24 protein-coding genes are annotated in these 22,406 nt (G+C 41.6%); 5 read left to right on the top strand and 19 right to left on the bottom strand.

Annotation, left to right across the window (positions count from 1 at the left end):
- Positions 1-88: 88 nt before the first annotated feature.
- The 4 genes from ybaK to hpaB all read right to left on the bottom strand — a co-directional run bounded on the left by ybaK (position 89) and on the right by hpaB (position 3,218).
- Positions 89-562 (bottom strand): Cys-tRNA(Pro) deacylase, encoded by a 474-nt coding sequence (gene ybaK / locus CRO17_RS12725; RefSeq protein ID WP_097042788.1) that lies wholly within the window; start codon positions 560-562, stop codon positions 89-91.
- A 56-nt stretch (positions 563-618) separates the two neighbouring features.
- Positions 619-1,134, bottom strand: coding sequence for a DNA topology modulation protein (locus CRO17_RS12720; RefSeq protein WP_097042786.1), 516 nt, complete (start codon positions 1,132-1,134; stop codon positions 619-621).
- Positions 1,131-1,619, bottom strand: coding sequence for a 2-thiouracil desulfurase family protein (locus CRO17_RS12715; RefSeq protein ID WP_097042784.1), 489 nt, complete (start codon positions 1,617-1,619; stop codon positions 1,131-1,133). Before CRO17_RS12715 ends, CRO17_RS12720 begins: the two co-directional genes overlap by 4 nt.
- A 168-nt stretch (positions 1,620-1,787) precedes the next feature.
- Positions 1,788-3,218, bottom strand: coding sequence for a 4-hydroxyphenylacetate 3-monooxygenase, oxygenase component (hpaB, locus tag CRO17_RS12710; protein ID WP_097042782.1), 1,431 nt, complete (start codon positions 3,216-3,218; stop codon positions 1,788-1,790).
- A 297-nt stretch (positions 3,219-3,515) separates the two neighbouring features.
- Between hpaB and CRO17_RS12705 the strand changes: the two genes are divergently transcribed.
- Entirely contained in the window at positions 3,516-4,469 is a 954-nt protein-coding gene (locus tag CRO17_RS12705) for an L-lactate dehydrogenase (RefSeq protein ID WP_097042780.1), read from the top strand.
- A 31-nt stretch (positions 4,470-4,500) separates the two neighbouring features.
- Positions 4,501-6,123 (top strand): L-lactate permease, encoded by a 1,623-nt coding sequence (locus CRO17_RS12700; protein ID WP_097042778.1) that lies wholly within the window; start codon positions 4,501-4,503, stop codon positions 6,121-6,123.
- Between the two features lie 30 nt (positions 6,124-6,153).
- Here the strand turns inward: CRO17_RS12700 and CRO17_RS12695 are convergent, their stop codons facing one another.
- The 9 genes from CRO17_RS12695 to abnA form a co-directional block, all read right to left on the bottom strand.
- Positions 6,154-6,933, bottom strand: a complete 780-nt coding sequence (locus CRO17_RS12695; RefSeq protein ID WP_097042776.1) for a hypothetical protein — start codon at positions 6,931-6,933, stop codon at positions 6,154-6,156.
- 134 nt (positions 6,934-7,067) lie between these two features.
- Positions 7,068-7,202, bottom strand: a complete 135-nt coding sequence (locus tag CRO17_RS17900) for a hypothetical protein (protein WP_281253827.1) — start codon at positions 7,200-7,202, stop codon at positions 7,068-7,070.
- A gap of 508 nt (positions 7,203-7,710) precedes the next feature.
- A complete protein-coding gene (locus CRO17_RS12690) occupies positions 7,711-8,517 on the bottom strand; it encodes a hypothetical protein (protein WP_143596023.1) in 807 nt (268 codons plus the stop codon).
- A gap of 22 nt (positions 8,518-8,539) precedes the next feature.
- Entirely contained in the window at positions 8,540-8,776 is a 237-nt protein-coding gene (locus CRO17_RS12685; protein WP_097042772.1) for a hypothetical protein, read from the bottom strand.
- 531 nt (positions 8,777-9,307) lie between these two features.
- Positions 9,308-9,478 carry a hypothetical protein gene (locus CRO17_RS17595; RefSeq protein WP_179637041.1) on the bottom strand — a complete coding sequence of 57 codons (171 nt, stop codon included), beginning with the start codon at positions 9,476-9,478 and terminating at the stop codon, positions 9,308-9,310.
- Between the two features lie 54 nt (positions 9,479-9,532).
- A complete protein-coding gene (locus CRO17_RS17895; protein WP_281253826.1) occupies positions 9,533-9,655 on the bottom strand; it encodes a hypothetical protein in 123 nt (40 codons plus the stop codon).
- A gap of 828 nt (positions 9,656-10,483) precedes the next feature.
- Positions 10,484-11,161 (bottom strand): DUF554 domain-containing protein, encoded by a 678-nt coding sequence (locus tag CRO17_RS12680; protein ID WP_097042771.1) that lies wholly within the window; start codon positions 11,159-11,161, stop codon positions 10,484-10,486.
- A 225-nt stretch (positions 11,162-11,386) separates the two neighbouring features.
- The gene (locus CRO17_RS12675; protein WP_097042769.1) at positions 11,387-12,157 is read right to left on the bottom strand and encodes a TSUP family transporter; all 771 of its coding nucleotides are present in this window, start codon (positions 12,155-12,157) and stop codon (positions 11,387-11,389) included.
- Between the two features lie 104 nt (positions 12,158-12,261).
- The gene (gene abnA, locus CRO17_RS12670) at positions 12,262-13,230 is read right to left on the bottom strand and encodes an arabinan endo-1,5-alpha-L-arabinosidase AbnA (protein ID WP_097042767.1); all 969 of its coding nucleotides are present in this window, start codon (positions 13,228-13,230) and stop codon (positions 12,262-12,264) included.
- Between the two features lie 265 nt (positions 13,231-13,495).
- Between abnA and CRO17_RS12665 the strand changes: the two genes are divergently transcribed.
- A complete protein-coding gene (locus tag CRO17_RS12665) occupies positions 13,496-14,410 on the top strand; it encodes an ABC transporter substrate-binding protein (protein WP_097042766.1) in 915 nt (304 codons plus the stop codon).
- Between the two features lie 102 nt (positions 14,411-14,512).
- On the opposite strand, the gene CRO17_RS12660 is transcribed toward CRO17_RS12665, so the two are convergent.
- Genes CRO17_RS12660 through CRO17_RS12650 form a run of 3 tightly spaced genes read right to left on the bottom strand, consistent with a single transcriptional unit; the run spans position 14,513 to position 17,060 of the window.
- Positions 14,513-15,175 (bottom strand): haloacid dehalogenase type II, encoded by a 663-nt coding sequence (locus CRO17_RS12660; protein WP_097042764.1) that lies wholly within the window; start codon positions 15,173-15,175, stop codon positions 14,513-14,515.
- A complete protein-coding gene (locus CRO17_RS12655; RefSeq protein ID WP_425444450.1) occupies positions 15,147-16,595 on the bottom strand; it encodes an MDR family MFS transporter in 1,449 nt (482 codons plus the stop codon). Before CRO17_RS12655 ends, CRO17_RS12660 begins: the two co-directional genes overlap by 29 nt.
- A 42-nt stretch (positions 16,596-16,637) precedes the next feature.
- On the bottom strand, positions 16,638-17,060 hold the full coding sequence (locus CRO17_RS12650) for a universal stress protein (RefSeq protein ID WP_097042760.1): 423 nt from the start codon (positions 17,058-17,060) through the stop codon (positions 16,638-16,640).
- A 171-nt stretch (positions 17,061-17,231) separates the two neighbouring features.
- Between CRO17_RS12650 and CRO17_RS12645 the strand changes: the two genes are divergently transcribed.
- A complete protein-coding gene (locus tag CRO17_RS12645; protein WP_143596022.1) occupies positions 17,232-17,612 on the top strand; it encodes a hypothetical protein in 381 nt (126 codons plus the stop codon).
- A gap of 70 nt (positions 17,613-17,682) precedes the next feature.
- Here CRO17_RS12645 and CRO17_RS12640 read toward each other — a convergent pair whose 3' ends face one another.
- From CRO17_RS12640 to CRO17_RS12630, 3 genes are all read right to left on the bottom strand, one after another.
- Positions 17,683-18,429, bottom strand: a complete 747-nt coding sequence (locus CRO17_RS12640; RefSeq protein WP_097042757.1) for an ABC transporter permease — start codon at positions 18,427-18,429, stop codon at positions 17,683-17,685.
- Positions 18,426-19,154 (bottom strand): ABC transporter ATP-binding protein, encoded by a 729-nt coding sequence (locus tag CRO17_RS12635; RefSeq protein ID WP_097042755.1) that lies wholly within the window; start codon positions 19,152-19,154, stop codon positions 18,426-18,428. Before CRO17_RS12635 ends, CRO17_RS12640 begins: the two co-directional genes overlap by 4 nt.
- 96 nt (positions 19,155-19,250) lie before the next feature.
- The gene (locus CRO17_RS12630) at positions 19,251-19,877 is read right to left on the bottom strand and encodes a redox-sensing transcriptional repressor Rex (protein ID WP_097042753.1); all 627 of its coding nucleotides are present in this window, start codon (positions 19,875-19,877) and stop codon (positions 19,251-19,253) included.
- Positions 19,878-20,329: 452 nt separating this feature from the next.
- Here CRO17_RS12630 and CRO17_RS12625 point away from each other — a divergent pair, with 452 nt between their 5' ends.
- Positions 20,330-22,282 (top strand): ABC-F family ATP-binding cassette domain-containing protein, encoded by a 1,953-nt coding sequence (locus CRO17_RS12625; protein ID WP_097042752.1) that lies wholly within the window; start codon positions 20,330-20,332, stop codon positions 22,280-22,282.
- Positions 22,283-22,406 lie beyond the last annotated feature (124 nt).

Below are 22,406 nucleotides of genomic sequence, written 5' to 3'. Positions count from 1 at the left end.
TTACTTTTAAAGATGATGTGCTAACTATACACCGAAAAGCCAAAAGGAGAAATAAAAAGACTTCTGCTCTTTTTAGAAAGCAGAAACCTTATTCCATACTTATTGCAGCTAATTTATGCGGAACAACTTTTGCAAGATCAGCCAGCGCAAGCTCCACCTGATACCCGACTTTACCCGCACTAAAAATGATGCTTTCAAAGGCTTGTGCAGATACATCCAGGACAGTGAGGAAATTTTTCTTCATTCCGATAGGCGAACACCCTCCATGAACGTAACCTGTCAGCGGAAGCAATTCCTTAGCTGGCAGCATCCGCACCGATTTCTCTCCAACACTTGCTGCTGCCCGCTTTAAGTCCAACTCTTTCTGCACTGAAATAACAAATACATAATGCTGTCCTGTTTTGCTGACCGTAACGAGCGTCTTAAACACACGGGCGGGATTCTGACCTAATACCTCAGCAACGTCTATACCGCTAATCGCATCGGTATCAGCATAGCAGTAATCGTCATAGGATATTTTCTTTTGATCTAGAAGGCGCATGACGTTTGTTTTGCAGTCCACTTAAACAGACTCCTTTCACTAAGGCAGAACTTTATATAACAACTGTAGAGGTACGTTTACACTGGGCTTTTCATTTCATCTACATATTTTTCGACTTCTCTAGAACTATTCAATATGATTACTTGCTTATTTTGAGCTAGTATTTCAAGCTTTTCCAACATACCTGGACGTTTGGATATCGGATATTGCCAAACCCATTGAAGAAACGCCATATCTATTTTTTCCTTGCACCCTTCCTGCATATCTGGCCGGGAGCGATTATGGTACATCAGGCGCCGCTTTAACACTCTGTACACACAAAGCATCCGGGGCATATCCAAGAAAATAATCGTATCCGCTGCCTTGAGCCGAATATCCAGCGTACTATTATAGTCACCATCAATTATCCAACTGTCTTTGCTTACTAGCTGCTGTTGAATCTGTTTTTGTTCGTCTCTGGGCGTTAAAACCCAATCCGGCTTCCACAGGATTGCGTCTAAATGCCAGACTTCCATCTGCAGAATTTCCCCAAGTCTCCTAGCTAAGACAGATTTTCCTGATCCACTTGAACCAACGATGGCAATTCGTTTCATTGTATGTTTCCTAATCCTAGTTTCATTATTTCCTGTTTCTCCCCCAGCTCTGCTTCGGAAATCACACGGATTCCAGCACGCCTGAACATCGCTGTTGTCACGCCGGCAGCAGCCTGCTTCTGGCCTTGGAAAGTGCCATCATAAATAAAGGAACTTCCGCAGGAGGGGCTGTTCTCTTTTAACACAACCAGGTCAACCTTATTTTCGTTCGCAATAGCTAGTGCACGCGCTGCTCCTTCTATGTACCTGTCCGTCACGTCTGTACCTGAATACTCCACTACTTTAGCTGTCCCATCTAACACATCGTATCCGCTTCCTCCAACAATTTCCGCAGGTTCTCTCGGTGTGAGAAAGCCGCCAAGTAATTCCGGACATACGCTGATTGCTTTTCTCTCCGCAATAAGTTGTTCTATGATTGTATCGTTGGCAGCTGTTCCATTATAACGAACGGGTTTGCCAGCGAGACACGCACTTACCATGATCATATGCTTCCCTCTCTCTGTTTTAAGTCTGCTTGCTTTCCAAAATAGCAACACTTGGAAAATGTATCCTTATTTTAAATCATACTGTTGTTTCAAACACGATACAATACATGCTTTTCCAGCTATCAGCTTTTCATTGCAAACGAAAAGACCCCGACATAGAGGGCCTTTTCACTTTAACAAATCATCTATTTTCTTCGTATATGGCTGCAAATCAAATGACCCGTAAAACTGACTTGTCAGCCGGACTGGATCTCCAAAGAAGAAATACTCGTACAGCGCCTCTCGTGTCCCAAAAGAAGACATAGCAAAGTCCCAAGCCAGCCGGAATAGTTTTACGCGATCTTTCCCTTTCCTCGATGAGCCTTGAAGATAATGATTCAGATCGGCTTTTTGTTCTGAAGAAAATGCTTGCAATGGCGGAATGCTCATCAATCCGCTTGCACCTAGCTGCTGGATAATCGGTGCGATTGTAGGGGATTGACGTGCAAATAGATTAGATGCAACTTGCAGCAGTTTTAGATCCGGACAGCAAGTGCCCCAATAGTCTGGCGCTGCATTATCTTCTGCTTGCTGCAGAAGCGCTTGCAGCACCTCTAGTAAAATGAGAAGGTTTGCTGCTTTTTCTTGTACGTGCTGGTATTCAGCTATATTTATTTCCTCTATAAGTGACTGCACAATACCAATGACAAATTCCAACTTAGCGATTCGGCGTATTAATACTTGATGTAAGGATAATGCGGCAAAGCTGCTTTCTTGTTTAAAGCTATTTGCTGCCATGACATTATCATAATAAAAAACACGCTCCCAAGGTACGAGCACCTTATCAAATATGACAATCGTGTCTGTTTCTTCATATCTGGCACTAAGCGGATATTCAGCTCTGCTTTTTCCTGCAGCAAATGTTTCTCTCGCTACAAATGTCAGTCCGTCCGTGTTGCTCGGAATAGCAAAAGCGAATGCTCTGTCACGTTTGAAACCAGCAGCCGACATGACAACCAGTTCATCCGTAATTCCGCCTTGTGTTGCCAGCAACTTAGCCCCTTGAACGATAATGCCTTCTTCATTGCGGTCTATCACTGTTGCCCCAATAGGTTCATCTTCTTGTTCACAATAAAAGTCGCCTCTGTTTACTTGAGGATCAATGAATGTATGGGTCATTGCCAAATCATGATGTTTTACATACGCATAATAATGGCGTAAATGATCCGGAAAACATTTTTCTTTTCCTTCTAATAAACCAGCAGACGCGGCAAATGCCGCTAGGACGGTATTCATATAATCAGGACTTCTTCCGAGCATACCGTGTGTTTGATCAGCCCAGCATTTTATCATCTTGCCTCGGCGTTTGTTATCTTCTTTTGTTTTCGGCTGCAGATAGGAAAGACCAAAACGCTCGCCAGTATCGGCATCTTTACATGTCAGTATATCTATGTGTGATTTTTTGTGCTGCAAATCGTACAATTCTGCTTGCGAGCGCATAACACCCCGAAAAGCAGCATGTTTAGAGAAAGGCTTATCTATTAAAGATTTACCATATAACACATTGGTTTGCATTGCATTAATACTGCTAAGGTACATATCGCCAGTTCTGACTGACACGAACCTTCACCTCCATCGCATAACGCGTTCTGTTTGTGCCAATACTAAAATTTTCTATTCATCATTTCTTCTCTCTATGACGGTACGAATGGCTGCGAAGAAGAAAATTAAGATGAAGATACCGAATGCAAACAGCATCGTAAACATCGAAAAACCCCCTCTAAGAAACCTATTCCATTTGTTCACAATTTATTCAATACATAGGGCTTGCTAAAGTTTGTGAAGTATTGCACAATACAAATATAAAGAATGTGAAATTATTCACATAATAAATTCTAACAAAGGTGATGATCTGATATGGAAAGAATCAATAAAGTAGCTTTAATCGGTGCGGGATTCGTTGGAAGCAGTTATGCGTTCGCATTAATGAACCAGAATATCGTAGATGAACTGGTAATTATTGATTTAAATGAAAATAAAGCGATGGGCGATGCGATGGATCTAAACCACGGTCAGGCATTTGCCCCTCGCCCAACAAAAATCAGCTACGGCACATATGCTGACTGCCAAGATGCAGATATCGTTTGTATAACAGCTGGTGCAAATCAAAAACCAGGCGAAACGAGATTGGATTTAGTAAGCAAGAACATCAAGATTTTCAAAGGTATCGTGGATGACGTGATGGGCAGCGGTTTTGATGGGATCTTCTTAATTGCAACAAACCCGGTCGATATATTGACGCATGCTGTTTGGAAATTCAGCGGTCTGCCAAAAGAACGTGTAATCGGCAGCGGTACCACATTAGATTCGAGCCGTCTTCGCTACATGCTTGGTGATTATTTTGGTGTTGCGCCGCATGATGTGCAAGCACACATGATTGGCGAGCACGGTGATACTGAACTTCCAGTATGGAGCCAAGCAACAATCGGCGGTGTTCCGCTAGCAGCGATGATGAACACAGACAGCAAATACAAAATAGAAGACTTAGATGAGATTTACGTAAATGTGCGTGATGCAGCTTATCATGTAATCGAGAAAAAAGGCGCTACTTATTATGGTATCGCGATGAGCCTTGTCCGTGTAACGCAGGCAATTCTTGGAGATGAAAAAGCAATATTGCCAGTGACAGCACATCTGAATGGAGAATATGGAGAGAAAGATGTTTACATTGGCGTTCCGACTATTGTTGGACGCGGAGGTGCACAGCAAGTATTGGAACTTCCGCTGAATGAAAAGGAAAAAGAACAATTCCAGCACAGTGCCGGTGTCCTTCGCAGCATTGTGGAAACTGCCTTCCAACCTGTAAACTAATTTAATCCATCAGAAAAGAGATGAGCATGTTATGTGGATGCAAGCTTACAACCCATTTGGAAATGAGTATGTTAGTGCGTTAGTTGCATTTTTACCGATTCTGTTTTTCTTAGTTGGTTTGACTGCTTTTAAGATGAAAGGAATACTTGCTGCGGGATTGACACTTGTTATCAGCTTCGCAGTAGCAGTATTTGTTTTCCAAATGCCTGCACTAAAAGCATTATCTGCTATCGTGCTTGGTTTCGGCAACGGCTTATGGCCGATTGGCTACATCGTCCTTATGGCAGTTTGGCTGTATAAGCTCGCTGTTAAATCTGGTAAATTCGATGTCATTCGAGGCAGTATTGCTAGTATTTCGCAAGACCATCGCTTACAGCTCTTATTAATTGGTTTTAGCTTTAATGCATTTCTGGAAGGAGCAGCAGGCTTCGGTGTACCAATTGCCATCAGCGCTGCCCTCCTCACTCAGATCGGCTTCAAACCGCTGAAAGCAGCGGGGCTTTGCTTAATCGCCAACGCTGCATCCGGTGCTTTCGGCGCTATCGGGATTCCGGTTATTACGGGGGCCCAGCTTGGCGGAATCAGCAGTTTGGAGCTTTCTCGAACACTGGCATTTCTGTTACCGCCAGTCAGCTTTGTTATTCCGTTTCTGCTCGTCTTTATTCTGAACGGATTTAAAGGCATCAAAGAAACATTACCAGCACTGCTTGTTCTAAGTGGTACGTATACAATCATCCAAACCGCAACCATGATTTTTATTGGTCCGGAACTTGCCAATATAGGTGCTGCACTTATCAGCATGGGCGTACTTGCTCTCTTCCTGCGCAAATGGCAGCCAAAACATATTTACCGGGAACAAGGGGCAGAAGTTCAAGAACAAGATCAACGTTATACAATAGGACAAGTGGCGAAAGCTTGGTCTCCGTTCTATATCTTAACGCTTGTGATTGCCCTATGGAGCGCACCATTCTTTAAACAGCTGTTTGCAGCTGATGGACCGTTAACAGGATGGATTGCTTATGTAAAAATGCCATTCCTGCATCAAGAAGTTGTTACAATTGCACCAATTGCTGTCACAAACACACCGATCGATGCCATTCTGAAACTGGACTTTGTGTCTGCAACGGGTACGGCCATTTTAGCAGCTGTCATCCTAACTAGCCTTTTCAGCCGGAATATCAACTGGAATTGTGCAGGTAGAGGATTGCAAGAAGCGGCCAAGGAACTGTGGATTCCCGTCCTGACTATTTGCTTTATTATGGCGTTTGCGAATCTATCAAACTATGCCGGACTAAGCGCCGCAATAGGTTTGGCTTTAGCCAAAACAGGCAGCCTGTTCCCATTGTTCAGTCCGATACTCGGCTGGATTGGTGTCTTCATCACAGGCTCTGTTGTCAGCAATAACGCTCTGTTCGGAACGCTGCAAGTTGTTACCGGCAGCCAGATCGGCACCAGCTCCGCACTGCTGTTATCCGCCAATACAGCCGGAGGTGTCATGGCCAAACTAATCTCACCACAGTCTATCGCCATTGCCACTGCTGCGGTAAAAGAAACTGGAAATGAATCCGCATTGTTTAATATGACGATTAAGTACAGCCTGCTGCTGGCCGGATTTGTTTGTATCCTGACATTTATATTGTCGCTATTTTTATAAAGCACAAATAAAGCTGACGTTTGTTTAACGTCAGCTTTCTTCTGCAGATCTCCATTGATGCTGCCAGCGGTAATTGACCACTCTTTCATCTGTTCTTATGGTAACTGGATTCCACGGCCCTCTGTCTATATGAAATTCTACTGGTTCAATTGCGGAATCCTCTAAACGAAATTGCTTGAATTCCTCTAATGTATCGCCTGATTCCAATGCAAACTGCATCCGAAGTCGTACATCAATATCTTCGTCTTTATTATTTCTAACATACAATAAAGTGTCGTACTTCGTATCCTCACAATCTTCATAACAATCTTTTTCAGAACTGACAAACACAATTGAAATAGCTTCATCAGCAGCAGTGTCTGCAAACTGATCATAAACATATTGTAAGTCATCTCCATACTTCGCTTTTTCGGTTAACGGTAGTCCCAATATAAAGCCAACCAAAAAAGTGATGCCCATAGCAGGAAGCATAAATTGGAATTGTTTCGGTCCAAACGAAGCCTTAAATAGTTGTATTTTATTAGGGCGACCCTTCGTCATTAAAAAGAATGCAATTAAGAAACATAAGAAAATAACACCTGCAAAGGAACCTACAAATATCATTAAAGGTCCACCAAAGTGAACTAATGGCACTTCATACTTAAAGCGGTAATACATGTGCCAGACCATTAAAACAACAGTGTAAATACCTAAAATAATCCAAAAATGCGTCTTGATTTGCTTTACATCTTCATCCAGCATTTCAGATTTTACTCGTATTAAATAATAAAAAAACGGCAGCAAGGCTGCGTATACAAATATGTATACCATTTTTTTAATCCTTTCATGAAAGAGAGAAGGCAGTGGATGCTGCCTTCTCTCTCAAGTATTTCTTCTCAGATAATCATCTTCATATAAACTTATCGTTTTAAGGATTATTTTTTTATCTCTTGCCTAGAAAACACTCACTCGGATTGAGACTCGTCATATTCGTCTATTTCCTTCCTAGCTTCTTCTTCTTGAGCATCTTTGATAGCAGACAGCTCATCGTATGTTTGCGACTTATACTTGGATACAGTATCAAGATATTCATCTTTCATTTCGCCAACTGCAAAAGCTGATTATTATTCATAAGCTGCTCACGGTTTAGATAGATAGCTATCTACTTCTTTATAATTACTGGTAAAAAGAACGTACTTATCGTACCAAACACCGTTATAGTCCCTAATCGTTTTGGCTCTGTCCACGCTTGCCATTCTGTTCTCTTGAATAGCATCCGTCCATTCCTCCGCCACACTGTTAGGATGGGGAAAATCCTCAGCAAATAAGTAAAGTAATGCTTTAAAACAAACCGCAATATCTTCTTCGAGGCTTCTCCTTCCTCAGGGAGCTTTGGAAAATCAATCGTTTCCAGCGTACTTTCAATCTCTTTAGGAATGATTTTCTTATGGTATACTTGAGAATTATCCGACCGGATAACTCAACAACTCTTCAAGAGTAACTGGTACTTCTGGTAAGTCCTCCACTCGGATTGTTTATTCCTCAGTTTACTCATCATTTTCCTGTTCCTGTATCTCTTCTTGTGATTCAGAATTTTAGTGTTGCTTTTTAAGACAAACCTTTTGGATATCTAAGCTGGTTTCTGATTTGGTTGGTGGTAGTTTTTACAACTTGATCGTAGTATTCTTTCATGTGTTGTTTTGTTTCATTAATAGTATTTTCATACACATTAGCACCTTCAGTAATTCTCTCTGTATCTTCTTTACCCGGCTTATTTTTAGATGCTGTTTCGAAGTACTGAAGCTGCTGTTTATTTATTTCAGTTTTATAATTTCTCTTAATATCCTCGGAAACAAACTTAAAATCGTCAGAACGATCTTGAATCCCAATCATTATTTCAACTTGAATCAGGATTAGTTGCGTCTGAAAACTAAATAAAATATCTTGGTCTCCCTTGAGATATTGATTATACTTGTCTCTCTCAGATTTAAAAGATAAGAACTCCTTACCAATTTTCACTATCTCATCTTGACCTTGGATAATATTTAAAAACCCTTCCTTTGCCCGTTTATAGCGAATAGCCTTAGTTACATCCATGTCAGATTGTGTAAGAAGTTGATCTATACAGCTAATATTAGATCTGACATCTTCAAATTTTCTATAATACGTCTCATTTAGCGTGTTGTTTAAGTTATCTAATGACAAATTAAGTCTAACCAGATTCATAAGTGCTTCCTCTATATCCTCAAGTTTTTCGTCCTTGTCACTGATAACTACTGCCCCGCTAGTCTTTACACCTCTCTTATAGACACCAAAATAGTACGTTGTATTATTGACCTCGTAGCCATATTTATAAAGAACAGGTCTTTCAAATAACTTTTTGTATTTCTTTAATTTCATATTTTTATTCATCACGTTTATTACTCCTCAATGAAATTTAACTGAACAAACCTTTAACTTTTCCAGTAAACTTACTAAATCCATCAGAGATCTTTTTACCTGTTTTTTTGGCTAGACTTTTCGTTGTCTTCCAAACGCCGCCTTTCCAGTTATCTGCATATAATTTAGTCAATTTACCTCCTGCCCAAGCAACTCCGCCAATAACCGCTACAGCTCCACCTACAGCTTGAGCACCTGGAATAGGTATGGCCGCGATACCTGCGCCGGCACTCATTAATGTGGAGCCACCATCCGCTACTGTATCCTAACGTTCCATTTCCTGAAGTTCCATTGCCGTTCGTGCATTTTCCTTCTGAGCGCCATCCCATGCTTTTCCTTCCCAGACTTCTACAGCAGAAACAGTTGGTGTGATTAAAGGAAAGATTGTTAATACTATAACAACTGCAGAATAGCTATACGGTTAAACATTTTCATAGTCTGTACCTCCTTAAAGTCTTATTTCATATACATACAAAAGAAAAACGCCAAAAAAGATGGCAGTGTGATCACTTGCTTCAACTGTCTATTCTCTTAAAAGGCGTTTTGTTTTTCTTCCGCTGTATGCGTTTTAGATGGTTAGATCTCACAAATGGCATGATGATGGCTGGCGCGATTGCTGGGATAAGCGAGAAAGTATCTCCGTTTATCGATTCTACGAGGGAGACCGGTGTATAGATGGCATAAATGAAGACTAACACCACCAGTAAAAGCGTCTCCATTTTCTTTCTTTTTTCGTCCTATTATTATTTCTCATATGTATTGCCTCCTATTGAAGAGCGATTACACGTGGATTATCTCCCCAAATCGTCTCTAGGTAATCAATTTTTGGTCCTCCGCCAATTTGAAAGATATTTTCTTTTAATCCTCTGAAGAATGATTTGAAAGCAGTAGCTTCAAATTCATTCGAAGCTCGGACATAGAAGCGATTGTCATCCATTCGTAATTCGGCGTCTTTCAGTTCTCATTCATTCTGAATAATCGCCCGTTTTGTTTATTCAATGATACGCTGGCGAATCGATTCGTTCATTTTGTATTGCAGCAGTTCTTTTAATTCTTTTTTTTCTTTACCGCTTTTCAGTTCTTCCGAAATAATCTGATCTCCGATTGGGACCAATCACGATATCTACTCTGGCTTGGGCTGCATAAGACTGTGTCACATTAGGGAATAGGTTATTATTAATCCAATTATCATCTCCAATAGCCCTCCAACAAATAAAAGCAGCAGGATTTTGAAAAAGTGTTTTTTACCAATTCGTACGCCTTCCCGGTATGCTTTCAGATAGATTTGCTTTCGAAAATGCTAATATAGGCCACAGGAAAAACCAACGCCAGAAGGATCATACCCGGCAGCGCAAACAGCATAAATCCGATAGTGGAAAGAACTCCGACTATACAGGCGAACACAAACACCGTAAATCCATTTACAATGAATTGAAACAATGCATTGCGTAAACTATGGTCATGTCCTTCATATTCATTGTAAACAAATCTAATATATGGAAATTGTGCATACAGAAAGAATATGATAGTAATCAATCCATAATAAATGTCTGCTACACCGAATAACGTTCCCTCTTGAGGTGTTCGTTAATGTTTAAGAACTACATGCTGCTATAGAGTGATATACAACCACATTTCATTTGGACATGACTGGAACTTGGCCACCCAAGACCCTAACTATGTGCACTTTGAAGCGGACAATGGTGCGCCATTTGCTATTATGGAAGATAAGCACTTCGCATCTCATAGCAGGTAAAACCTTAGTGTCTCTGATATAGATGCATTATGGAATCGTGTGAAAATTAGGTACGTGAAGCAGAATTAAACATAATCTATTAATTTTTTCTCATACTTCTCACCTTCAACAGTCGCATTTAAGTCCGGGCCAGTCTTCATAATGTCCACATCTTTTTAGTTCGTCATATAAATGCTTCATTTTTGGCTAAATAAATTTCAAGATAAGAAAGAACACAGGCGGAACAAGCAAGGCCGGCAGAAAGTTCATGGTTTTGAATTTCTTAATGCCGAGAATGCTCAGCCCTGAGGCCATAATCAGCACGCCGCCGACAATGCTCACTTCATTCAGCAGATCGATATTCACTGTGCTTTCCAATGCTTTGGCCATCAGATAAATCGAGCCTTGCCACACAAATACAACGCCTGCGGACAGCGCTATACCAAAGCCGAAGGTAGATGCCAGCACAAGTGATGTGACAAAATCGAGCATCGCATTTGCCAATAAATACGAATAATCTTGGTGCAGCGCTGCTTCTACCGGACCTAGTATGGAGAGCGTTCCAATACAGAAAAGCAGGATAGCTGTGGAGAGGCCTTCTGCCAAGTTGGATTTTGAAAACTTCTTTACTAGGTTATTAAAACGAGCATCTAAGTCCAGCTCCTCCCCTACAATTGCTCCAATAGCAAGGCTAATGATAAACAAAACCGAATAGTTGCTTAGTGGCAGATGTCCTACAATCGCATTAACACCTAATGCTAGCGCCGCCAAACCCATTGCCTGCATTAAAATTGTTTGGTATCTGTCTTTTAATCCTTTTTTAAATACAGTACCAAGTGTACTGCCGATGATAATCATTGCTACGTTGAATAGTGTCCCGAACATCTTTATCCTCCTACAGTCTTTACCTCCGTTACGCTTCCCTCGTTCATATCATTATATATATGAAAAATAGCTGTTACTGCCGCTCCGGGAAATTCACATAATTATAGTATAACGTTTCCATCTATGAAAAAAACACCACCCACAATTATTAGTCCTAGCATTGGATGAGCAACTAGATCACAGCCTGGTTCTGTCACACAATAAAAAAAGGCCCTGCGGCCTTTTTTACAGCATGTCCTTTATGTAATCATACACATTCTTCAAAATCATAACGGTCGTTACGACAATAAATAACATACGTACATACCCGCTGCCATTTTTAATGGCAAAACGGGAACCGACAATGGAGCCAAACACACCTGATATCCCCATAATAAGACCGATAGCAAAGTGAACTTGTCCTAAAATAATAAAAAGAATAAGTGCTGAAACGTTACTTGCTAGATTTAATAGTTTAGCAGTACCAGCTGCTTGCAAGAAATCATAGCCGATAAACAGAAATGCAAAGATGAGGAAAGAGCCGGTCCCTGGTCCAAGGAAACCATCATAAAAACCGATTGCTGTAATGACTGCAGCAAATAGAAGCAATCCTTTTGGTTTCAAGCGCTCAAAAGTAGAGACACTTCCCCACTCCTTCTTTTTAATCGTATAAATAGCAACGGCAACGAGCATAACGAGCATGAGCGGCTTGAATAATGCCGGATCAATGATATGTACGGTCCAGGCTCCGAACAGCGATCCGATAAATGAGAACGGAAAGAACTTCATAACTGACTTCAATTCCAAATTGCCTGAGCGATAAAACATATATGTACTAGTCAGCGACCCCAACGTTCCAGCCACTTTATTGGTCGCCACAGCAGCTGCCGGATTCAAGCCCGCAAACAGTAATGCAGGTATCGTTATCAATCCCCCGCCTCCGACAACGGAATCAATAAATGCGGCAAGAAAACCGAATAAAATAACAAGCAGTATTGTTTCTGCGTCCAAATGCATAAGCCCTTCCTGCCCTTTCTTAAAGAATTTATTAACTCTCCTCTCATTATAATACCACACGCAAAAAAGGCTGCATCCATTCTGCAGCCTTTCGTTCCCTTTACTCAATATCGGGGCCAACCACTTGAATCCCAATACAAATCATTAATTAAGAGACGTGGAACTCCGTTATTTTTTGCATCATAAGCATGTCGTACAATTAGATTGTTGTTGTAAACATCCTGGTGACCCGGACCTACCCATCGTTCATTCCCTGCATCCAGAATCGTACCGCCCCCATCAAGCATTCTTTTTCCGTTCCGGTCTACGTATGGTCCAGTAATATCTTTTGATCTGCCTACAGCTATCTTATAATCACTATCCACCCCACGACAACAGTGATCAAAGGACACGAACAAATAATAATAGCCATCTTTATACGTAATATTCGGCGCTTCAATAGCATGGTCAGAAACATTAGGTCGAGCTGCAATAGAGTATAATTGTCCGGTTGGTTTCATCGTATTTCTATCCAGTTTTGTGAGCTTAATCCCACTCCGAAAAGAGCCGAATGACATCCATGGTTCCCCATTTTTATCAACAACCAAATCACCGTCTATGGCGTTGTAGTTATTAGATGTGGTTGACTTTATTACAAGCCCATCATCTCGCCAATCTCCGGATTGAATACTTTTGGTAGAAGTGAGTCCAATTAAGGAATTATTGGAGCCAAAAGAAGAGACCGAATAGAATACCCAGTACCTTCCGTTGTAATAAGACACATCGGGTGCCCATTGGTTACTCTCATGGCTAGGCACATACTGCTTCCACCAAGCTAGCGGCTGCGGGAAGATTACTGGTGTTGCTCCCCACTGTTTCCCATCCTCTGACCGAAGTACGCGGATACCATTCTTATTTACCTCTCCTGTTCCAAATGCCCACCAAACATTCCCTTCTTTCGTGATAGAAGGATCATGCAGCATTGTATCCCCGGAAATATCCCAGAAACTTGCTGATGCATTTGGAATAAACAACAGAACTAGCATGAGAGATAATACAATAGTCTTTCCAATTGTCTTTCCCCTGCTTATCATTTCATTACCCCCTTACGTTAATTTTCAATAGTACTTACTATATTTATAAGTTAATTTGTAAGCGTTATCAAACAGATATTTAAAAACAGGGATTTAGTCCTTTCTCTTAAGGGTTAACAGCATGACTTATATATTGGGTTTGCTTAAAGTTATATCTAAATACTAACTATTTGTATTGACTTTTCCTATGTTTATTCGTATGCTTTAGTCACATGAAATTGATAATCATTATCAATTAATATCAAGAAGAAAGCGGGTAAGGAACATGAAAAAGGTGGGATTTGCTTTAATCGGTCTTCTTTTACTCATTGTAAGCGCATGTGGCTCTTCAGACGATTCCAGTGCATCTGGAAGTGAGAAAAAGACAAACGAAACAGTTACATATGAATCTGAAAACGGTGCCGTCGAAGTGCCAGCCGATCCAGAACGTGTTGTTGTTCTTGGCTCCTATGCCGGTAACGTAGAAGCATTGGGTGTTGATGTAGTTGGTGTGGACGATTGGGCGAAGAAGAGCCCTGTATTGGCGGAAAAACTAGAAGATGCAGAAACAGTTACAGAAGATGATGTAGAAAAAATCCTAGAGCTTAAGCCGGACCTCATTATCGGTGCCAACACGACGAAAAACCTGGACAAGTTCAAGGAAATTGCACCAACTGTGACATACACATACAATAAACTGGATTACTTGGAACAGCATGTAGAAATCGGAAAATTGCTGAACAAAGAAGAAGAAGCCCAAAAGTGGGTAGATGATTTCAAGACACGCGCCGAAGATGCTGGAGAAGAAATTAAAGCTAAAATTGGTGAAGACACAACTGTAACCGTTATGGAGAATTATGAAAAAGGAATCGGCATACTCGGTGACAGCTGGGGACGCGGAACAGAAGTACTTTATCAAGCTATGGGATTTGGCATGCCAGACAAGGTAAAAGATGTGACGGAACAAGAAGGCTACAAAATGATTTCAGAGGAAGTTCTAGCTGATTATGTCGGCGATTACCTTCTTATCAGCCAGTACAATGACCAAGATAATTCGTATCAGGAGTCAGAGCTGTTTAAAAAAATACCAGCTGTAAAAGAAGGCAATGTATTAAAAGCAGATGCATATGCATTTATGTTCAATGATCCATTAACACTGGATTATCAGCTGAATTTCTTTGAAGAAGAATTTTTAAAATAACGCAAAGATGCCAGGACATACAAAAAGTGACCGAATCTTATAAGATTTGGTCACTTTTTAATTGCCGTTCATTTGCTATGGAAAATAAAGTAAAATAGATTTTCACCAATCTCCCTTAAGACCATTCAAATCATGATAGATCTTATCCAATTCTTGCCCAAGCTTGTCTGCTGGTAAATTGTTTCGATTGATCCACGCCGTGTGAAAACCGAAATTGGCGGCCCCGTTAATATCCCAGCCATTGGAGGATAAGAATAGTACCTCATTCCGCTTTACTCCTAGCTGTTTTAAAACATACGCATACGCTGCGGTGGTAGGCTTGTACTCCTTAATTTCATCCACACTCACGACAGCATCAAAATATTCTGCAAGACCGGCATGCTGCAGCAGCGGCTCCAGCATGGTGTGCGGACCGTTGGAGAACACTGCCAGCTTTCGATTTTGAAAATGATGCAGCACTTGTTTTGTCTCTTCGTAAGGCTGCAGCTGATTGTATGCTTGCATCAAGTCTTGAATAATTTCATCAGAATACCTGCATGCATGTTTTTCTAAGCTATAATGCAGGGCGTCCTTTGTCACTTGTGTGAACGGTTCATACTGTCCCATCAGCTGTCTCAAAAAAGCGTATTCAAGCTGTTTTGACCGCCAAACTGAGGAAATAGACTGTCCTTTTTCAGGGAAATGTTGTTCACATGCATCCTGGACAGTATGCACATCAAACAGCGTGCCATATACATCAAATACCATTGCTTTTATTTTCGTCATTAGAAACTCCTTTTGCTTGTTGTTTTTCTTTTGTGCTATTTCGCATAATCAATGAAATTGGCACCATTAGGATCATTAAAATACTTGATATAACAAAAGCTTCGTTGATTGTCTGTAAGCTGGCCTGCTGTGCCGCTTCTCCAGCTGCCGTTAAATTTGCCCGGCGTACTTCATAATAGATACTGAAAAAGACAATCCCAAATGCGGACGATATTTGGCGCAGCACATTGTTCATTGCCGAGCCTTGGGAGACAAGATGCTCTGGTATGTCATTCATGCCAGCAGTGGTTGCAGGCATGTTGCTGAGACCCAGGCCTGCTCCTCTGACCATATTAATCACTAAGATGAGCCAGAAAGGTGCAGATAAGCTGAGATTCCCGATCAGGAAAGTAGATACAGCTAAAATCAGCAAACCTGGCGGCACAACCCACCTTGGGCCTTTCTTATCTAATAGTCTTCCGCCTAAGGACATCATCGCTCCACTCAGTAAAGCTGCTGGCAGAAATAACAGCCCTGTTTGGATTTCACTCAGTCCGTAAACATTTTGGATCAATAATGGCAGCAGGAAAATACCAGAGAATAGACCGATAGAAGCTGTTGTGGTTACTGCAATCGAAACAGCGTAGTTCGCATTACGAAATACAGATAACTCTAATAATGGCTGTTCTTTTCTGCGTTCATAAAACACGAAAACAACCACAGCTATCACACCAATAGCAATCAATACTAAATTGGCTGGCGACACAAGAATATTCAGTGTCTGTCCGCGGCCAAGCGCATATAAAATTAAACCGATCCCGAGTGTTACAAATACGAAGCCGCCTTTATCAAAGCGACGTTCTGGATTAGCATTCGTCGATTTCAGATATCGACTGGCCAGAAGCAATCCAAGCAGACCGAATGGCAAATTGAAAGCGAATAGAAAAGGCCAAGGCAAATACGTAATCAATATCCCGCCAACCGTTGGACCAATTGCCGGGGCGACCATTGCTGCTACACCGTAAATGCCGACTGCAAGACCTCGTTCCTGCTTTGGAAATGCTTGAAATATAAGTGCCATGGAAATAGGCATCATTAATCCGCCGCCGATGCCTTGAACAAATCGTGCTGCAATCACGAACGGCAGACTGCCTGAAAAAATACCAAAAATGGACCCTGACAGAAAGATCGCAAGGCCCAGCAAGTAAATGCTTTTCTTCCCAAACCTATCTCCAAGATACCCTGTCACCGGCATTGTCATACCCATCGCCACCATAAAAATGGTCAAAATCCACCCAACACTGACTGCATTGGCATTAAACGTTGAAATCAGCGATGGCAAAGCCGGATTCAGCATACTATTATTTAAAATGACAGTGAATGTCCCAAAAAGGACCGCAATAACAACTAACCATTTAGATTGTAATTTACTCACATGCATGCTCCCAGGTGTATTGCTTTTTTCTCCAGTTGGCAGCGCTTACTATTTTACGACCAGTACTGGGCATTTTGCTCTTTTTATAACTTCTGTACTTACACTCCCTACAACCAGTTTTTGAAATCCGTTTAAACCTCGCGTTCCAATTACTACAAGATCGAATAAGCCGTTATTCGCTTTTTCTGCTATCATCTTGCCAGCTTCTCCTCGTTCGATTGTCCGCGTGTAAGGAATATTTGCGTTGCGCAGCTTCTCTTCATTATGCTGAATACGAACTTCTCCGTCCCGATACACATCATCTGCCTTCACCTGCTGCAGCACAATCTCACTGTTGCGCACTTCCTGCAGCGCATTAATGACCTCCAGCTGCACTGGATGCGTGCTGCCTTGGCAGATTTTTATTACTTCCTCCGTTGCTCGAAGCGAGTGCTCTGAGCCATCAACAGCCAATAGGATTTTCTCATACATAAAGACGCCTCCTCCAACTATGATAGTATCTATTTCCCTTTACAAAGCTGAAACAAACAAGCAAGCACTACTATTTCGGAACACGAAATACATAGATTTGAATTAACAATAACATGACATTCCTATTTGTAAAAGTATGCGATAATGGAGAAAATTAGCAGAGGTGATTTTTTGCGGACTCAAATAATAAATGTTGTAATTGTTTTGCTTCTCATTGTTGGTGTCGGCGTATGGATGTTCAATACATTTCAGCAAGAGGCACTTATAGAAGATAAGATTGAACGGATAGAAGTGTACCGGACAGGAGCATCGGCTGCTTTCCAAACGATAACAGATAAAGATAAGGTAGAGAATATTTTGGAATGCATGAATAAAACATGTGCGCGTGAAGAAATGAGCGAAGAAGCTTCCTATGCCGCAGTTGACGGCAATCTAATACTTTTTGGTGCAACTGACAAGTATGAAGTTGGCATCTATCAGGGTAGTGGAACAGTTGGCTTTGTATACAATAACACCATTATTGATAGCGAATTTGAGCCCTTCCTTTTCTAATTTAAAACAGCCGCCTAAAATGGCGACTGTTGCTGTGCAGTATTGTATCTGCTTACATACAAGATCAGCTTTACTCAATCATCTGCATCCGCTCCGTAAACTTCGTCGGATAAGATAAGAAGCCAAGCATGATACTCGTAACAATAGCTGTTGTCAGCAGCAGAAATAAAATCAGCAGCTGAAACATAACTGCTTGAAGCGGGTCTGCTCCTGCAATAATCTGCCCGCTCATCATTCCGGGCAGCTGTACTAACCCAATTGTTTTCTGGCTTTCTATGGTTGGGATGGTACTTGCTTTAATAGAAGCAAGCAGCGATTTCTGGATTGCCTGCTTTGGGGTTCCGCCTAAAGAAAGGATAAGCTCCGTTTCTTCTCTCCGGGACGCCACTTCAGACGTAAATCGGTTCAGGAACAATATACCAAGCACCATGGAATTACCAATCACCATACCGCTGAGCGGGATAATATACTGTGCTGTTGGCGGCGTTATTTGAAGACTTAACAAGATTCCTTGCGTCAGTAATTCAATCACGACAAATGTAAGGATTAGTTTCCATGTAATACCCTTAATGCTCGTCCCTTTTTTTCTCGCATTTTGTGTTGCTGCGCCAATCATTAACGCCACCATCAAGAAAATATAAAGCATATTTTCGGATTCGAAGATAAACTGCAGCACATAGCCGACTGCAAACAGCTGAATAATAGAGCGAACGGTCGCAATGAGTGTATCCTTTTCGAGCCCAAGCCGCAGTGTTTTCGATAAAATAAGCGGAATAAGTACAAATATTAGCGTCAGCAATAAAGCAAGGAAACTCATGCTTCTTCCTCCTTTACAAACTGTTTAACAGCTTCTTTCTCTGGATGATCAAGCAGGTCCGTTGTCCCTGCCTCTGCTACTTCTCCGCTCATCATCACCCACACCTGATCTGCGACTGCTTTTGCTTGCTCCAGGTTATGCGTTATCCAAATGACCGTAGTTCCATATTCTCTGTTAATTTGCAGGATCAGTTTTTCAATATCCTGCTTGGATACCCGATCCAAGGAAGATGTGATTTCATCCAGCAGCAGAATTTGGGGACGATTTAATAATGTCCTAGCGATTGATACCTTTTGTTTCTGCCCGCCTGACAAGCTCTTACTGTCACGGTCTAATATATCTGTATCCAGACCTACTTCCTCCACAATTCGCGCTGCTTCCGATTCTGACAGCTTTTCACCGGCAAGTTGCAGCGGCAACGCCAAGTTGTCCCTCACACTGCCCTCCAGCATCGTTGCCTGCTGCAGGACAATACCAACGTGTCGGCGCAAGCTGATCGGATCAAAAGACAATATATCTCTTCCATCTATCTGTATGTTTCCGTTATCCGGGGACAGCAATCCATTACACAAACGGAACAAAGTTGTCTTTCCAGCACCAGATGGACCAATTATGCTAGTGATCTTTCCTTTAGCAAATGTTCCTGTAATAGCATGCAAAATTTCTTTTCCATCTGCATGATAAGTTACGCTATTTAAGTAAATAGCTGCTTGCTCTTTCTCCATGCTGACCCGTCCTTTCATCCTTTTGTTTCAGCCCGCACGCGTTATCCTAGCTTTCACATGTATGTAAGAAAAAACACCCCTGCAGGAGAGGTGTTATTAATAATGTTTAAGAAAATAAACCAGCGATTGTAATTCAATCGCGAGATCAATGTGATGTACGCGGATATTATCAGGTACGGCAATACGTGCTGGCGTGAAATTCAGAATTCCAGCAATACCGCAATCCACTAAACGATCCGTAATAGGCTGGGCTGCAAGTGCTGGCACTGTCAGTATCGCGGCACTCACATTGCCGATATACTCCTCTAAGTCATCAATATGATAAACAGGAACGCCGCCGATATTATGATCTACTTTTCCTGGATCGGTATCAAAAGCCATTTCTATTTTTGTATTATTATTTTTAATAAAGTTGTAATGCAGAAATGCGGTACCAAGGTTACCAACCCCGATAAGTGCCACCTTCGTAATCTCGTCTTGGTCTAATGTTTTCCGGAAAAAGTTCAGCAAATACTCTACATTGTAGCCATAGCCCTTTTTGCCAAGTGCTCCGAAATAAGAGAAGTCGCGGCGGATTGTAGCTGAGTCGACTTTCACCGATTCGCTTAATTCCTTGGAAGAAACACGTGTTTTGCCTTGCAGGTGCAGGCTGTTGAGAAATCGGTAATAAAGCGGCAGTCGCTTTGCTGTCGCCTTCGGTATTTTATTTTGGTCCATATACATACTTATATATCCTCCTAAAGCTTGCAGCTCCCAGAAGTGAACTTCGTGCAGCCATGCAGTTGGGTCTAAAGGTCTTTCGTTCAAGAACAATGGATGTTCTGTTACCTTTTGTATGTAAGACCTCCCATATCCCGCTCAAATAATTGAATAACGGCTGCAGGCAGGTTCCATTCCGGCATCTGTAAGGAACCAACAGATGCGGCCTGCGGCTTCGTCCTTGAATTGTTACAATGTAATACTTTCACAAATACAACTAATGATAACACCTTATTCTATCAGATATGTTTGGGAAAGTCTTGTACAGATTCACAAAGAAGCATGGGCGGGGTCGCTAGTTTCATTTTAACAAATCGGATTACAATGTTCATCTTCCAGTAGTTAAAAAACGTGGAAATTCCGCGCTTGCTACTGTTTTGACACATAGGATACACTGATAGTATGAGGTGAACGAAATGATTTTATTGCAAGCGAATAATATAACGAAACTATTTGGCGCAGATGTCATTTTATCGAATATAAAACTGGAAGTGCAAACACAGGATCGGTTAGCTATTGTCGGGCGCAACGGTGCCGGCAAATCAACCCTCCTGAAGATTCTAGCAGGTGAATTGACATATGATGAGGGAAACGTCTTCCTCGCCAAGGAAGCCACTCTTGGCTATTTAGAACAGCATACTGGATTAGAATCTGATAAAAGTATATTGGAGGAAATGAAAACAGTATTTGCTGATCTAATCCAACAAGAGCAGGAATTACGCCGTTTGGAGACAAAGATGGGGGATCCTGATTTAATTGCAGACGAAGCAGCTTATCAGCAGCTCCTGACGAACTATGATACAAAGCAGCAAGCGTTTCGCTTAAACGGCGGTTATCAGTACGAAGCTGACATTCGTTCTGTATTGAACGGCCTGCGGTTTGGCGATAAAGACTTGTCCACACCAATCGGTTCATTAAGCGGAGGACAAAAAACACGGCTTGCGTTAGGAAAGCTCCTGCTTCAAAAACCTGATGTATTAATACTGGATGAGCCGACCAACCATTTAGATATCTCAACACTGGACTGGCTCGAGGGTTATTTAAGCAGCTATCAAGGCGCTGTTGTCGTCGTATCTCACGACCGATATTTCCTCGACAAAACCGTAAACACCGTTATCGAGATTGCTCATAACCACTCGGTGCGATATAAAGGCAATTACAGTAATTATCTAGACCAAAAAGCAGCGAATTACGAAAAAGAAATGAAGCAATATGAAAAGCAGCAATCTGAAATAAAGAAAATGGAAGAATTCGTTCAAAAAAACATTGCGCGGGCAACAACTACAAAACGTGCCCAGAGCAGACGAAAACAATTGGAGAAAATGGATCGAATTGAGCGTCCGCTTCATGATGCTTCTTCAGCAAAGCTGACTTTCGATATTGACCGCCGCAGCGGCAATGATGTGCTGAAGGTAAAAGAATTAGCATATCAGTATCCAGAAAGTACATCTCCTGTGTTTAAAGATGTCAGCTTCCATATGAACCGCCAGGACCGAATTGCACTTACTGGGCCAAACGGAACTGGGAAAACAACGCTGCTTAAAACGATTATCGGAAAGCTGCCTGCAAAAACTGGTCATGTAGAGCTAGGCGCAGGTGTTAGCATTGGCTATTACGATCAGGAGCAAACAGAACTGCATTCTTCCAAATCTGTCCTTGCTGAGCTATGGGATGAATACCCGCTAATGGATGAGAAGGATATACGAACTATCCTCGGAAATTTCCTATTCACAGGGGATGATGTCCTAAAGGTGGTCAACACACTGAGCGGCGGAGAGAAAGCCCGCCTGGCGCTAGCGAAGCTGATGATGCAAAAGTCCAACCTTTTAATTATGGATGAACCGACCAACCACTTAGACTTAGACAGCAAAGAAGTGCTAGAAGGCGCATTAGCGGATTATCCTGGAACGATTCTATTCGTCTCTCATGACCGTTACTTTATGAATAAAATTGCCACACAAGTGCTGGAAATGACGGACAAGCAGATTGTAACTTATTTAGGGAATTATGATTACTTTATTGAGAAGAAACAAGAGCAGCAAGAAATTGCCGATTTAGAAGCATTAGCAGCAGAAACTAAGGAGCCTGTTAAACATGAAAATAAATCGAATTATCATCAAGATAAGGCAATAAAACGGGAAATCCGGAAAAGAGAACGACGTATTGCTGAGCTGGAAGAAAGAATCGCAGAGTTGGAGACAGAAATCGAGGGCAACGAAACATTGCTGACCGACCCGGAAGTTTTCCAAGATTATCAAAAAGCGCAGGAAATTACAGAGCGTAATGAACAGCTGCAAGCTGCACTGCTGGAAGTTATGGAAGAGTGGGAAACACTAATCGAAGAAAACGAAAGTTATACACAGGGGTAAATGCGCTTTCATTGTTGATTTTATGGGATATACACAAAGTTATGCACATTACCCACAAAATCCACATCGTTTTGAGGTGATTTTATCCACTTCTGTACCTGGTACTAATAGCGGGTTTTAATAA

Source organism: Terribacillus aidingensis (assembly GCF_900215625.1).
GTDB classification, from domain to species: domain Bacteria; phylum Bacillota; class Bacilli; order Bacillales; family Amphibacillaceae; genus Terribacillus; species Terribacillus aidingensis.
Note: the sequence above shows the minus strand (reverse complement) of the source record. Positions and strands in the feature narration are given on the sequence as shown.